This is a genomic window from Salinivibrio sp. HTSP (genome assembly GCF_003390965.1).
In the GTDB taxonomy this organism is placed as follows: Bacteria; Pseudomonadota; Gammaproteobacteria; order Enterobacterales; family Vibrionaceae; genus Salinivibrio; species Salinivibrio kushneri.
The window spans coordinates 38,433-51,803 of sequence record NZ_PXUD01000114.1 but is presented as its reverse complement, the minus strand read 5'-3'; the positions used below and the strand labels follow the sequence as shown (position 1 = coordinate 51,803).

Below are 13,371 nucleotides of genomic sequence, written 5' to 3'. Positions count from 1 at the left end.
ATCACCTTTTTGTTGTATTTGCTTAGTTATAAATTGTTTTTATCGGTAAGGTGCTAAAAGGTCAGGTAACGTACTGATTAACAAACTTACAAGATGTTTGTATCACATCACCGCCATGCCGCAAAGAGATGGGATTATCAACAGCCAGAGTGGCTCACTAAGACACAGAAAGGAAACACGATGAAAGCACCGCATCGCCTGAAGGGATCAACATCGCCAAGCGTGCATTTTCTCTATGTTTGGTTAGTGTCAACGGCAATAGCCAGTGCCGCTCTGGTTGGCGCATGGCAGGTGGGATGGGTCACATTGACGACGTTTGGGGATGGTGCATTTTACGTCGGGGGGCTCGTTTGGTCGGTGGCGGGGCTTGTGACGTACAGTCGTCATAAAAGCCGCTATTGGTACCGTGATTCAGTGACACAGCGGGCGCTCACGGCTCAACAGCGCGCGATGGTGCTCGATTCATCGTCACAACCCGATGACAAGCTCGGACTGTGGCTGTTTTTAAGTGGGCTTCCCGCCATGATACTCAGCGGTCTATTGACGCTGTTGGCTTAACCCACCCAGTGATAATGGTGGTTCGGCTTTTTGGCGACCAATCCCTGTTGTTGTAAGTGGGTAAATAGGGTATCGACGGCCTCTTGGCTTAGTGCATACTCCGCCATCACGGCTTTCTTGCTACAACGTAACGTTTTGGCGGCTAACGCGGCTTTGATATCGGCATAAGGCGAATCTACATCCTCGTTAGGAACTTCTGAAGGCGTTATGGATTCCGTGTTTATCTCATTAACACGAGAAGACTCCTTAGTGTTCACAGGCGTAGGGGGTGTGGCATGTGGGTGACGATACCAATGGCGGAAACGCTGCTCTTCACCAATCACGCCGACAAAGAAAGCGGCGAATACATCGAGCAACACAGAGAGAAAAATCACCAGCCAAGATTGGGCCTGATCGGCACTGACGCCCAAGGTGTTCGCAAGATTGCTAATCAACCCCAAGATGGATCCCTGTGCCACCGCGGGTAAGCTATCGCGCTCTAACGCGAGCTGCTGTTGCTCTTTGCGTAATTGGTTGTTTTCTTTTTGTAATCGCGCCACACCCGTCGCAATTCTATCCAATTCGATATAACGCTCGGCGGCTTGATTGTTCAACGTGATTTGTTGCTCGATGGCGTTGATTTGCCGGTTATAAGCGTCAATCTGCGCTTGGGCTTGGCGCTGCTCACTTTGCGCGGCATTGGTGGCACTATTGATGCCGCCAATACTGCCGCCAATCGAGATTAAGGCCAAAATGAGATAAAAAGCCAAGGCTGACAGGGCGCCCACATAGTTGCCGTGCGCCCGGCGCTCACCAAACTCGTACCATGCATAAAACTTACCCGCTTCAAAAATCACTGCCAGTGCCCCGAACAACCACTGCATCAGCGGGTTATCGTCAAGGGATAAAAAAAGCAGCAGGGAAAAAATGGAAGAAGCCACAATGGCGGCGCCGGTAAAGCTGTACACACTTAACATGGCGAATCGCCCTTTGGGGAAGCGTAACGCCATCTTGGTTGGCGCTGACATGACTGGATTCATATTGTTGTTATTGTCTGTGATATTGAGAGGGCGCAAAGCCTAGCGCATCTCAGCCGATTTGTGTGTTAGGCAGGTGTGAAAATTCCAATGAATGCCTGCTTCCTCACCAACCTGCGCTAAAAAGCATCGTCAACTCAGTTAGGATTTGCCTATTAGTCACTATCAGAGAGTATCGAGCCGCATGATTTCCTCTCTATAGAGGAAAATGTCATAGTAAGCCTCTGGTTAAGGCAAATACTGATAGCTAAGGAATTCAAGTATGGATCTTAATAACTTTCATGCTCAGTTATCCGCGCTAGAAGCCGAGCTGTTGGCTGAACTAGAGGTAGGAGAACAAAATGGGGCGGATAGTACGGTTACACTAGACCAACAAAGTGTCGGCCGCTTGTCGCGAATGGATGCGATGCAGGGCCAACAAATGGCGCTTGAACAAAAGAGGCGTCGAAAAGAACGCTTATTACAGGTTAGAGCAGCCATTAAGCGCATTGAAGATGAGGATTATGGGTTTTGTCTGGATTGTGACGAACCGATCAACCCGAAGCGCCTTGAAATTGATCCCTGCGCACAACGTTGTGTGGCCTGTGAGGAGAAACAGGCATGAGTATTAGCGCCTTCGAGAAGAACGACTCGTTGAGCCACCACCAGGTTATATCAGTTATTAATGGGAATATATGTTCGCGCGATCTTATGCGATTTTGATAAAAAACCAATGGCCGTTAATTGCTTTTGGCTTTCTGTCGATCTTTTTTGGCAACATTGGCCAATCGTTTTTCATCAGCTGGTATGGCAGCAGTCTTAAAGAGGCGCTGCTATTAAGTGATGCCACCTACGGCGGGATCTACGCCATTGCCACTATGACCAGTAGTGTGTTGGTGATTAGCTTTGGTGGTGTGGTGGATCGTATACGGGTCGACAAACTCCTGATCTTTTTCGCCATGTTACTGATGATCGCGTGTGCGCTGATGTACTCCGTTGACAGTGTGATAGGGCTGTTGGTGGGGTTCTTTCTATTGCGGTTTTGCGGACAAGGCTTTTTGCCTCACATCGCGCAGGCCACTGTGATTAAGCGTGCCCAGCAAGACAAAGGCAAAGCCATTAGCTTAGTCGGCAGTGGGGTCGCCATTGGTGAGGTGGTTTTACCCTCAATTGTCATTGGCTTAATCGCGTTTTTAGGCTGGCGAGAAAGCTGGTTATTCATTGGAGCCACCCTGTTAGTGGTGTTTTTACCACTGGTGCTATTTCTGGTCCGAAAAGCCGATCTTAAACGGACGCGCATCGAAGCAGACCATCAAAACCAAGCCAGTGATGCCAGCCGACGACAAGTGATTCGCGACTGGCGCTTTTGGATGATCATACCCATTGCCTTGGTGACGCCGTTTTTGGTGACCGGCGTATTTATCCAACAGGACTTTATTCTGGCAGCCAAACAGTGGACGCCAGGTGTATTAGCGGGCAGTTTCGTCTTTTACGGGGCCGTGCATTGGTTGAGTTCTGTTATCTCCGGCAGCCTGATTGATAAATACCGGTCGCGAAATGTGCTTATCTTAATCCCCATTCCACTCGTTCTCGGCCTAATGGTGATTGCCAATGTTAATCACACCCTTGCCGCACCGCTTTTCATGTGCCTTTTCGGTTTAGCGATTGGCGCAACCAATCCGGTGATTAATACCTTATGGGCAGAAATGTACGGGGTCTCGCATATTGGTGCCATTCGTTCTCTGGTGACGGGCATGATGATCCTGTCCACCGCCTTGGCACCTTGGGTGTTCGGCATGGTTATCGATATCGGTTGGACGCTTAACCAACTGATTTATGCCCTGATTGGGTTGATTCTCTCCTTTACCGTATTGCTAGTGCCTGTGTATCCACGCCTATAAACGGCAGCGCTGAACGTGGTGTGCGAAAGCGACCTTTGCCTGATGGCCAAAGCAAGCGAAAAAGAGGGCTGAAGAAAAGAATGAAATAAATCTGCGTCAAAAATATCACAATCATAGATTAACTATATGATTTATAAAAAATAAGTCTTTATTGGGCTAAAAAAGGGGAGTTGACGCTTGGTCAATAAGTGACTAGGATCACGCGTTTTGATTTTCAGGTGAAATCAGGCCTGAAATGCGCGCGACACCTTTTTTAACCCAATTTTGTAGAGACGTTCATGATAGATAGAATTCAGCGTGATTGGTTCTCCAATGTACGCGGCGATATGCTTGCGGGTATCGTTGTGGCATTGGCTTTGATCCCAGAAGCGATTGCCTTCTCGATTATTGCCGGTGTGGATCCGAAAGTCGGCCTTTACGCCTCCTTTAGTATCGCCGTGATTATTGCCTTTGTGGGCGGACGCCCGGGCATGATTTCCGCCGCAACCGGTGCGATGGCACTGTTGATGGTGACCTTGGTAAAAGAGCATGGGCTTGAGTACCTATTGGCGGCGACTGTGCTAACCGGGATACTTCAAATTGCGGCCGGTTATTTAAAACTCGGAAACCTGATGCGTTTTGTTTCTCGCTCAGTGGTAACCGGGTTTGTCAACGCGCTCGCGATCCTGATCTTTATGGCGCAGTTGCCAGAGCTTATTGGTCCGGAAATCATCCGCGAGACCGAAATCATGTGGCATGTGTATCCGATGACGGCTGCAGGCTTAGCGATTATTTATCTTTTCCCTTACGTTCCGCGTATTGGCAAAGTCCTTCCTTCTCCGTTGATGTGCATTCTCATTCTGACCGGTATTGCCATGGCGTATAACCTGGACTTGCGTACTGTGGGTGACATGGGTGATTTGCCTGATACCTTGCCGGTTTTCCTATGGCCGGATGTGCCGCTAAACGTTGAAACCTTGGCGATTATCTTCCCATACTCAGCGGCATTGGCTGTGGTGGGCTTGTTGGAGTCAATGATGACTGCCACCATCGTTGACGACCTGACCGACACAGACAGTGAGAAAAACCGTGAGTGTAAAGGTCAAGGTGTTGCCAATATCGCCACTGGTTTCTTGGGCGGTATGGCCGGTTGTGCGATGATTGGTCAGTCGGTCATTAATATTAAATCCGGTGGACGTGGTCGTCTTTCTACCTTGTTCGCCGGTGTGCTACTGCTGATTATGGTGGTGTTCTTAAGCGATTGGATCAGCCAAATCCCGATGGCCGCACTGGTGGCGGTAATGATCATGGTGTCTATCGGTACCTTCTCTTGGGAGTCGATCGTTAACCTGAAGTCACACCCGCTATCAACCAATATCGTCATGGTCTCGACCGTGGTGGTCGTGGTGCTCACCCACAACCTTGCGATCGGCGTGCTAGTTGGGGTGTTACTCGCGGCCTTGTTCTTTGCCAATAAGATTGGTCGCTTTATGGTGGTGAAAAGCGAGCCGGAGGACAACGGCGATGCACGTACCTATCGTGTTGTGGGTCAAGTCTTTTTTGCCTCGTCAGATCAATTTTTGTCGTCGTTTGACTTCAAAGAAGCGTTGGAGCGTGTCACCATCGATCTCTCGGCAGCGCACTTTTGGGATATTACCTCCGTGTCTGTCCTTGATAAGGTGGTTATTAAATTCCGCCGTGAGGGTACCGAGGTGAATATCGTCGGCATGAATGATGCGACTGCGACCATCGTCGATAAGTTCGGCGTGCACGATAAGCCCGAAGAAGTAGAAAAAATGATGGGTGGCCACTAAGGAGACCGACCATGGAACAAATTACCGCGTGCGTAGATGGCCCGCATTATTCAAAGCAAGTCGCAGATTTAAGCGTTTGGGCCGCCAAGCGCTTGTCTGTGCCTTTGACACTTTTGCATGTGCTGGATAAATCCTCACACCAAGCGGAGCCTGAACTATCAGGCAACTTGGGCGTGGGCAGCCGTGAACAACTGCTACAAGAGCTGGTGGAGCTGGATGAGCAGCGTGCCAAGCTGGAAATGAAGCACGGCAAAGCCTTGCTGTCTGAGTTGGAAGAAGACGCTAAAGCCAAAGGGCTGGAAGACGTGCGCAAATTGCAGCGTCATGGCAACTTGGTGGAAACCCTGCTTGATATCGAGCCACAGACGCGAGTGCTAGTCTTGGGTAAATCCGGTGAGTTGCACCAAAACGATACCAAGGCAATCGGCTCACAGCTTGAAAGCGTGGTGCGCTCGATTAAAGCGCATACCTTGGTGGCTAACGGCGAGTTTTCAACACCTGAAAGCTACTTATTAGCGTTCGATGGCAGCGATATCAGCGAAAAGCTAGTGGAAAAAGCATTGAGCACCCCGCTGTTGGCAGGAATGACTTGTCACTTGGTGATGGTAGAAGATTCGCAAGAAAAGCTGGCAGCGTTTAAACGCGCAGCCGAGCGCTTGAAAACAGCGGGCGTCGATGTGGTTGAGGCTCAGCTAACCGGCGACGTTCATCGAGCGATTTTAGAGTACCAAGCGTCCAATCAAGTTGGATTGATCGTGATGGGAGCCTACGGTCACTCAAAATTACGTCAGTTCTTTGTGGGGAGCAATACCACTAAATTGCTGGTCGAGTCGACAGTACCCATGTTATTGATCCGTTAATCGCGAGCGGACAACGATAGCAATAAAAAACCCGCAGCGATGCGGGTTTTTTTGATCTGACTGTCGCCATCTAGCGGCAATGCACGCTATGCGTGGCGCTATCAGTATTTAAAGCGTGTGGTAAACATAAATTGGTCACCGTACCACTCGTTAACCCGGTAGGCTGCCCCCAGTGAGAAGAGTTCAGTGGCATGGAAGCGCCCGTAGGCAGAGCCAAAGGTATCTTCTTCGTCATCGACAGTTAGCAGGCCAATTTCACCGCCTACTTCAACTTGTGGCCCAAGCCACTGGCGTATGCCTAGGTTAACTTCCAAGCCGACATCGCTGTCAAAGTTATCTTTGTTCACGCCACGCGCGAGTAGCTCACCGGTTAAGTCTGCCCAGTTGTTAATGGGCGCATGAAAGCCAATCCCAGCCGCTGTGTCCCAATCGGAATCAAATTCGGTATCCGCTTCGACGCGTACGTGCGCGTTGGGATGGATCGACATGCTAAATCCTGCACCATAGGTGAGTGGGCTAACACCGATGCGTCCTTCCAGATAGTCGTAACTGAAGTTACTCATGGTGGTGAGGTTGGCGTCTTCTTCATTGGCCACGGCGCTGAACGAAGCCAAAGCGACAATCGCGCTGGCTAAAAGAGATTTACGCATTATCAATTCCACTTGTTATTGGTGTTCAAATCATTCTATAAGACGATTGCGCGCAGAAACAAGCACATCCGCCCGTGAGTCAGGCTTTTTTACCGATTTTTGACCGACCGGGTGGTACGGGCTAGCTTGGCGACTACTCTGCGCCCATATCCCATTTGTTGCGATTGATGGCCTCTACAATCCGAGGCGTGTCCAGTACGCTGGTCCATGGCAATAAATTGGCTTCATGCGCGATGACATAGCTGGTGAGCTGGTCGGTCACCACACTGACCAAGGTCTCTTTTTGCCAAGGTTTAGCGAGGTAATAGTGCAAACTGGCGTGATTAACCGCAGAGACTGTGTCTTCCAACCCTGCCTGGCCGGTCAGTAACACTTTGCGCGTCGATGCGGTCTCTGGCTGATGGGCTAACTCAATCAAAAACTCTACGCCTAGCTCGCCGGGCATAATATGATCACACAGAATCAGTGCCAGCTTGGTGCCTTCTGCGGCCATGTCCGCAATGACTTCTCGTGCTTCTGCGACTGATTCTGCAGCTTCTATCTCAAAGTGGTCGGTAAACCCTTGCAAGTCATCGACCACGCTATCGAGCACGTCACGCTCATCATCGACACATAGGACTAAATATTGGCTCATCGTTGGGGCTCCTTACTGACAGAGGCGGGAAGTTCAATGGGTAAGGTGACGGCCATTGTGGTACCGATACCTGGCTGGGAGCGAACCTGAATATCCCCGCCTTGCTCATGGATAATGGTTTGACACATGGTCAGGCCAATGCCTAAACCAAAGTGGCCTTCGCGTTTGGTGGTGTAATTTAACGCAAACATTTTTTCTTGCTGCTCAGGCGTCATACCGGTGCCGGTATCACTGATCGATACTTCTATCGTGCCAGAGGCTTGGTCATTGAGTGTTTTTACTGTCACGGTCAGGGTGCCTGGTGTTTGCATCGCATCTAAGGCATTGGCAATGAGGTTTGTCCACACCTGCGCCAAGGCAGAAGGCTGAGCGATAATATCGGGCACCCAGTCATAGCGCTTTTCCAATTGGTGAGGCTTGAGTCGATGCTCAAATAAGGTGAGGGTATCGTCAATGTTTTCAATAATACGGGTGCGTTGGCGCTGTTCACTGTCTTGACGGGCGTAGGTGCGTAAGCTTTTGACGAGATCGGCAATACGCGCCGCGCACACATGATTAGAGCGTAATAACCGCCCACAGCGGGCGTATTGCTTCCAGGTAGTGAGTTCGCGACTAAAGTCCTTACCCAGATGTTGTTGCCAGGCTTGGATATCTTCAGGTTGATATAGTCCGATGTTGACTAAATCGCGCGCGATACGTTTATCCCCGGTGACGTCGCTTAAGGTGCGGGTATAGGTTCGCGCCGTCGCCGTTGATAAAGGGGTACTCTCGCGGTTTGTTTGTAAAAGCGACAGGGCTTGCTCGCGGCTGGCTGAGGCCAACGGCGTTTTTGCCACTTCCTCTAGAGCGTCTGCGAGTGCATCACTGTTACGTAAAATCGCTGACACTGGGTTATTGAGTTCGTGAGCGACGCCCGCCACGAGTTGCCCCAGTAGTGCCATCTTTTCTTTTTCTAATAACTGGCGGTTGGCCTCGTCCAGTGAGGCGAGCGTTTGCTGCAGCTGGATTTCGGTATCGATACTGCGCTTTAAGCGTTGGTTAAAGTGCAGCAACAGGTATTGAATAAACAAGGGCAGCAGCTCAGAGCGACTGGTCATTATTTTACTAAATAATGCATGATCGATTTTGATCACCTGCGTCCGAGTGAGAGTGCGACCCGTGGAGAAAGAAACGTCTCCGGTCACAAACGACATACTGCCAATTAAGCTGCCGGAAGACAGGGTGGAGACATGATGCTCTTGCCCTTCGTCATCTGTTTTATACAGCCCAACGTCGCCATCGGTGATAAACCACAAAAATGCATTGTCTTGATTTTCTTTGGTCAACACATGGTTGGCACTGTAGGTGCGGCACGCGCGACTCTCATCGTTGCCTTCAAAAAACGCATATAAACCGGCGATCACGCGATCAGCAATGGCCGCTTTGTCGGTCTCGCCTGGCGCTAACAATTGCGCTTGAAACTGGCTTATCTCGCGCTCAACTTGGGCATCTAATAAGGTGCGGTGATCTAACACTTCAGCGTAGCGCAGTAAATCATGTTGGCAATAGCGCAACACGTAGGTAGTCAGTTCTTTTTCGGCGACACGCTGCATCTCCTCGGCTCGCCAAGGCTTGTGCATACAATAATTGAGTCGGCCCTCATTCACCGCCTGCAAAATAATATCGTATTGCGGTGCTTCGCTGAGCAAAACAGTTCGTGCGCCTTGGCTAGCCGCGTGATTGTCGACATTGACCAATAAATCGATGCCTTGGTGATCGCCAGCAAGGTTATGGCAGATCAGTAATGCCACCTGTTGCTCGTTAGCCTCAAAGTCGTCGAGCATGGTATAGGCGTCGTCAGGGGTCTCTGCACTGCAAAGATCAAACACATCACGAAACGGCGCGAGGTCGTGAGACAACTGCTCTACCACGAAAGGGTCTTGGTCAATGCACAATATAACGAAAGGATTCATAGACTCTGCTGATTTACCACGACGATGCGTTTATTGTATGCATTTATCCATCACAATGATGCGAAATGGTCGACATTCATGACGATACTCTCGGTATATTATGCTGCGCTATGACAGGGCGTTATCTTCAGCGCCTAATTTTAGTTACACTATGGCTTTTCGCATGCTTGAGGCAAAGAAAACATGTTTTTAGGAAAGTATGGTGCCATCGCTGGTGGCCTAGCGATTGTGGCGTGTTGGCCGTTTGCGACTGGCCAGATTGCACACTCGATGTATGAGCGAGAAGTCGACCAGCGTTCAACCCCAGAATTTACCCTCGAGCAGCAGACGTATGAGCGCGGGTATTTAACCTCGCAGGCGGTCACGCGTGTCGCATTTCAGGGTGAAACCAAAGCGATGCTTGCGCAGTCGGGCCTACCCGTTAGCTACGAAATCGCCTCAGAGATCTCGCACGGTGTATTTGGCGTGTCGTCAAGCAACACGTTAGTGATGACGCCTGAGCTACAAGCGATCACGCAAAGAGCGTGGCCCGGTAACCCAACCCCAATTCGTTTAGAGCTGGATACCTTGATGACAGGGGCATCCGATTATCACCTTACCGTCGCGCCTTTCTCGTTATCAGAGGCGAGCAGCAATCTGACCGCGAGTGAGCTAAGTCTACAAGGTGAGATTGACCGCAAAGGGCATGTTAAAGCCACCTTCTCTTTACCTGCACTGGCCTTCAATGACGACAGTGGGCAGCAACTCAAAGTGGATAGCGTGTCGGGGTCAGGAAGTGGCTATTTGCAAGATGGTCTGTGGATTGGTGAACAATCTTTATCGCTCGAGCAAGCGCACTTCAGTGATGTCAGTGGTCAATCCTTAAAGCTGGATAATGTAGAGCTTGAGATAGGGAATCAGTTGGTTGCGTCTGAGTCAGCGTCAACCCGTCAGCTAAACAATACCAACCAATTGACAGTAGGGACGGTGGCGTTACCGAACAACACGCAGTGGCGGAACTTGGTGGTGGCACTCGATGCCAATCATCTTGATTACAGTGCCATGTCCCAAATCGCGTTACTCTCGTCGCAGTGGCAAGAAGGTGGCGCGCCAGTGAGTATGGAGGCCTTTGATCAAGCTTTGGTGCAATTGTTGCAGTCGGGGTTATCGATTGATTTGTCGCCTGCCAACTTAACCGTGCCAGAAGGGGATATCAGTGTCGACATGCACGTCGATGTGAAAGAGAGTGATCCAACTGGCGTATTCAATCTCCAACAACTGGTCAATCAGGTCAGTGGTGATCTGGATATCTCGGTACCCAACGGGGTGCTGACACAGTCACCATGGCAAGCAAAAATACAAGATCTGACCAAAGCGGGCTTTGTCACACAAACCGATAAAAATACCGTGCTGACTGCCAAAATCGAGGGAAACCAAGTCGTCACCTCTAATGGCACTGCTGTACCGCTGGTGCAATTTGTCATGTTTATGCTGATGTAAATGCCGCATGGGCACTGACTGGAGACGTCGGTGCCCTTAGTTATCCATCACAATAAAAGCGAACGATGATGCAGTCCTTGCCTGAACTTAAGGCCAAAAAATACAAAACGGTGAGAGAAGAGACCGTCATAGGGTTACGTGCCGTGGCATTTATGAAGCATGGCACCACGACGCAAGTACAAATAAAGACCCCAGTGGGACAAACGTACCGGTGTGAATGTACCTTTATCGGTTTTGATGGTGAAAAGCGCTTATTCTTTTCGCTACCGACAGAAAACCTTAATCAGGTTAATCAGTTTTTTATTGAAGGTTATCGCTTGGCGGTTGATGCAGTATCTGATGAGGGCGAGGGGGCTAAAGTGAGGTTTGCCTCTAAGATCTCAACCGTGCTCAAAACGCCAATCAATTTGGTCATGGTCGAGTTACCGCAACAAGCCAAGCTGATACAACAGCGCAAAGACAATCGTTATGAGTTAAACGTCAAAGGGGAAATCCCGCTCGATCATCGTCGTTTGCCCGTCAACCTTACCGATATTTCTGCAGGTGGCTGTGGGTTTAGTTTTGATGCTATTGCGCCCGTGTTTGAAAAACACCACCAAATGGTGATTCAAATCCAAGCACCAGACAGTGACGAGTGTTTTATCTTAAGTGGGCAAATAGAGAACCGGCAACAAAAATGGGGCATGCAGCGCTATGGCGTGTCGTTTGACCGCAGCGGTCTCAAACACTGCGAGGCGTTGATCAAACGGCTGGTTTACGATGGCTCTCATTACATTTTTAACCCCAATGCTGAAGCGAGTGAATGACAAGGTCACGTTAGGGGCTTGAGGCATGTCGCGTCAGAGGATGAGAGCCAGTGATAGGCCTATCCCATGTAGGGTGCCCCTGGGTGCATCACTCATCCGGCGTGATATACGCCACCTTCGCTGGGATCGCATACTGTTGAAAAAACTGTAGCCAGCGTGTTTGGTGGGGCTGCAGTGTATCGCCTGGCCCCTTCACCTCCACCCATTGGTATGACGTACCTCGGCACATGAACAAGTCTGGATGGCCGCGGCGGTTATGGCGGCGGTCGAACAAGATGCGTTGAAAACAGGCGCGAAGCTGTGCTTGGTTTAGGTTGGTCAATGCAGCCTCAAGCAGTGGCCACTCTATGGCCGACCAATTGACCCACTCGTTAGTGGTGCCGTGCTTTTGCTGATAGTGTTGCGCCACCCATTCTCGTGCTTGGTCAATCTCAGCGAGGCGCTGATCGATTTGTGTCTGCCGTTTAGCGACAAAGTCGTCGCTATAAAGATCACGCGGCCCACGTTGAAACGGGTTGAGAAAGGCACCGCGGACAGGCAAAAATAAGATATCCCAAAAAAACAGCCCAAACAGTGCGTTAAGCAAGCTGTTTTCGCTAAACCATACCTGCCAGCCTTGCTGACGATAATAATCGGCCACCTCCTTTTCGACGCGCTGATTCAGCGGTAAAGCTAACGTCTCGGTGGGTAATGAAGCCGGTTTAGCATGCGTTGAGGGGACTAAGCTGCCGAGTACACGAACCGGTTTTTGTTTCGCTAAGCGATAAGCGACGTCAAGCTCTTCCTCATCGTGTGGGGCTTGGAGCATGGTGGCGATGATGGTTGCGGCCGCTTTAATGTCACCTTGCTTTATCAAGATACGTGCACGTCGTTCTTGGCTGGGTGGCTGAGTGGTGGTTTGATACAGCGACAAGGCGCTCGATAAATCATCTTGGCGCTCAAATTCGCGGGCAATACGATTCACCAAGCGCTGCCGCTTGCGCTCGAGCGGTGCCCAGTCAAAAGGGGCTGGCAACCAGGGGGCTAACGCCAAGACGTCTTTAGGTTGCTTGTTTTTGCGTGCTTGCCATGCGGTTTCGTTTAACCCGGATAAGTGAAGCCAATCATCAATCTGAGCTCGGTCGTTAAATAAGCGATCGGCTTGCCGAATGGGATAGGGCTCAAAGTGTTGGATACCCAGCTCCGCCACCACGAACTGGCTCAAATCCTGGCGCGAATTGCCAAAATACAGCAGGCTTAATACCGGTAAGATGTTTGGCTGGTGACAAACCACCAACGTATAAGGGCTGTCGAGCGTGTTGCCATAGGTCGCTTCTATCGCCTGCTGCCACTGGCTTTTAGACGCACTCTTAGGGAGTTCTGTATCTGGAAAGGCTTCAATCAGTTGTGCTTTAGTGAGTAATTTAAATAACACCTCTGACGGGGCTGTATAGGTAAAACGAATAAACTGATGCTCAGCCAGGGTGTCGAGTAACGGCGGTGTCTCACCCAGCTCATGGTAATGTAGCGAATCGGCTAAAAACCAGTCGTGACGGCGCATCAGTAAACGCACCAGCAGACACTGTGCTTTGAAGCTAAGCTGTTGAAAGGTCGTTAGCCAATGGCGCTCGTTGCTTGTGAGCAGATCCCAGTCACGTTCGCAGACTAAATCCATCAAGTTTTGAAAGTTATGATGGTAATAATAGGGGCTAAGAGGATCGGGCTGTGTCATTCTTTTCCTTTTCTTTCATCAGGACACGTGCA

The 13,371-nt window shown here is 50.2% G+C and carries 12 protein-coding genes; 7 read left to right on the top strand and 5 right to left on the bottom strand.

The features are described 5' to 3' along the window. The first annotated feature begins 180 nt into the window (after positions 1-180). Positions 181-558, top strand: coding sequence for a hypothetical protein (locus C7A19_RS15245; RefSeq protein ID WP_116645337.1), 378 nt, complete (start codon positions 181-183; stop codon positions 556-558). Here C7A19_RS15245 and C7A19_RS15240 read toward each other — a convergent pair. Continuing rightward, complete coding sequence (locus C7A19_RS15240; RefSeq protein ID WP_116645336.1) at positions 555-1,565, bottom strand: Preprotein translocase subunit SecY; 1,011 nt, start codon at positions 1,563-1,565, stop codon at positions 555-557. The two genes, C7A19_RS15245 and C7A19_RS15240, sit on opposite strands and share 4 nt — an antisense overlap. A gap of 271 nt (positions 1,566-1,836) precedes the next feature. On the opposite strand from C7A19_RS15240, the gene C7A19_RS15235 reads away from it, so the two are divergent. The 4 genes from C7A19_RS15235 to C7A19_RS15220 all read left to right on the top strand — a co-directional run bounded on the left by C7A19_RS15235 (position 1,837) and on the right by C7A19_RS15220 (position 6,107). Then, entirely contained in the window at positions 1,837-2,178 is a 342-nt protein-coding gene (locus C7A19_RS15235; RefSeq protein WP_077459254.1) for a TraR/DksA C4-type zinc finger protein, read from the top strand. A 70-nt stretch (positions 2,179-2,248) separates the two neighbouring features. Further along, entirely contained in the window at positions 2,249-3,454 is a 1,206-nt protein-coding gene (locus tag C7A19_RS15230) for an MFS transporter (RefSeq protein ID WP_077487108.1), read from the top strand. 278 nt (positions 3,455-3,732) lie between these two features. Then, positions 3,733-5,247 (top strand): SulP family inorganic anion transporter, encoded by a 1,515-nt coding sequence (locus C7A19_RS15225; protein ID WP_069362694.1) that lies wholly within the window; start codon positions 3,733-3,735, stop codon positions 5,245-5,247. 11 nt (positions 5,248-5,258) lie between these two features. Then, complete coding sequence (locus tag C7A19_RS15220) at positions 5,259-6,107, top strand: universal stress protein (protein ID WP_069362695.1); 849 nt, start codon at positions 5,259-5,261, stop codon at positions 6,105-6,107. A 101-nt stretch (positions 6,108-6,208) separates the two neighbouring features. Here the strand turns inward: C7A19_RS15220 and C7A19_RS15215 are convergent, their stop codons facing one another. From C7A19_RS15215 to C7A19_RS15205, 3 genes are all read right to left on the bottom strand, one after another. Further along, the gene (locus tag C7A19_RS15215; protein ID WP_069362696.1) at positions 6,209-6,757 is read right to left on the bottom strand and encodes a hypothetical protein; all 549 of its coding nucleotides are present in this window, start codon (positions 6,755-6,757) and stop codon (positions 6,209-6,211) included. Positions 6,758-6,890: 133 nt separating this feature from the next. Beyond that, entirely contained in the window at positions 6,891-7,391 is a 501-nt protein-coding gene (locus C7A19_RS15210) for a response regulator (protein ID WP_069362697.1), read from the bottom strand. After that, positions 7,388-9,343, bottom strand: coding sequence for an ATP-binding protein (locus C7A19_RS15205; protein WP_077658739.1), 1,956 nt, complete (start codon positions 9,341-9,343; stop codon positions 7,388-7,390). The genes C7A19_RS15210 and C7A19_RS15205 overlap by 4 nt, the downstream gene beginning before the upstream one ends. A gap of 183 nt (positions 9,344-9,526) precedes the next feature. On the opposite strand from C7A19_RS15205, the gene C7A19_RS15200 reads away from it, so the two are divergent. Both C7A19_RS15200 and C7A19_RS15195 read left to right on the top strand, forming a co-directional pair. Further along, the gene (locus tag C7A19_RS15200) at positions 9,527-10,822 is read left to right on the top strand and encodes a DUF945 family protein (RefSeq protein WP_116645335.1); all 1,296 of its coding nucleotides are present in this window, start codon (positions 9,527-9,529) and stop codon (positions 10,820-10,822) included. A 65-nt stretch (positions 10,823-10,887) separates the two neighbouring features. Further along, positions 10,888-11,628, top strand: a complete 741-nt coding sequence (locus C7A19_RS15195) for a PilZ domain-containing protein (protein WP_116645334.1) — start codon at positions 10,888-10,890, stop codon at positions 11,626-11,628. An 88-nt stretch (positions 11,629-11,716) separates the two neighbouring features. Here C7A19_RS15195 and C7A19_RS15190 read toward each other — a convergent pair whose 3' ends face one another. Continuing rightward, positions 11,717-13,339: a VRR-NUC domain-containing protein gene (locus tag C7A19_RS15190; RefSeq protein WP_116645333.1), complete on the bottom strand. Its 1,623-nt coding sequence runs from the start codon at positions 13,337-13,339 to the stop codon at positions 11,717-11,719. Between the last annotated feature and the right edge of the window lie 32 nt (positions 13,340-13,371).